The sequence below is a fragment of the Marivita sp. S6314 genome (assembly GCF_023015985.1).
Classification (GTDB): Bacteria; Pseudomonadota; Alphaproteobacteria; order Rhodobacterales; family Rhodobacteraceae; genus Marivita.
Window position 1 is genome coordinate 1 of sequence record NZ_JALKAO010000026.1, and the last position, 509, is coordinate 509.

The window sequence follows — 509 nt, forward strand, 5'->3', positions numbered from 1 at the left end:
GTCCCGCGGCCAGAGATCGAGAACACGTCTTCGATCGGCATCAGGAACGGCTGGTCAATCGCGCGCTCGGGCTGCGGGATGTACTCGTCCACGGCGGCCATCAGTTCGCGGATCTTGTTCTCGCCGATTTCCGGGTCACGGCCTTCCATCGCCGCCAGAGCGGAGCCTGCGATGACAGGAATGTCGTCGCCCGGGAAGTCGTACTCGGAGAGCAGTTCGCGGATTTCCATCTCGACGAGCTCAAGCAGCTCTTCATCGTCGACCTGGTCCACCTTGTTCATGAAGACGACCATGGCGGGGATACCGACCTGGCGGCCGAGCAGGATGTGCTCGCGTGTCTGTGGCATCGGGCCATCCGCCGCGTTCACAACGAGGATCGCACCGTCCATCTGCGCCGCACCGGTGATCATGTTTTTCACGTAGTCGGCGTGGCCGGGGCAGTCGACGTGGGCGTAGTGACGCGCGTCGGTTTCGTATTCCACGTGTGCCGTGGAGATCGTGATGCCACG

General features: G+C 62.9%; 1 protein-coding gene. It reads right to left on the reverse strand.

Going from position 1 to position 509, the window contains the following annotated elements; translation table 11 throughout:
* On the reverse strand, positions 1–509 hold a 509-nt coding region (locus MWU54_RS18860; RefSeq protein WP_247086755.1), incomplete at both ends, for a GTP-binding protein.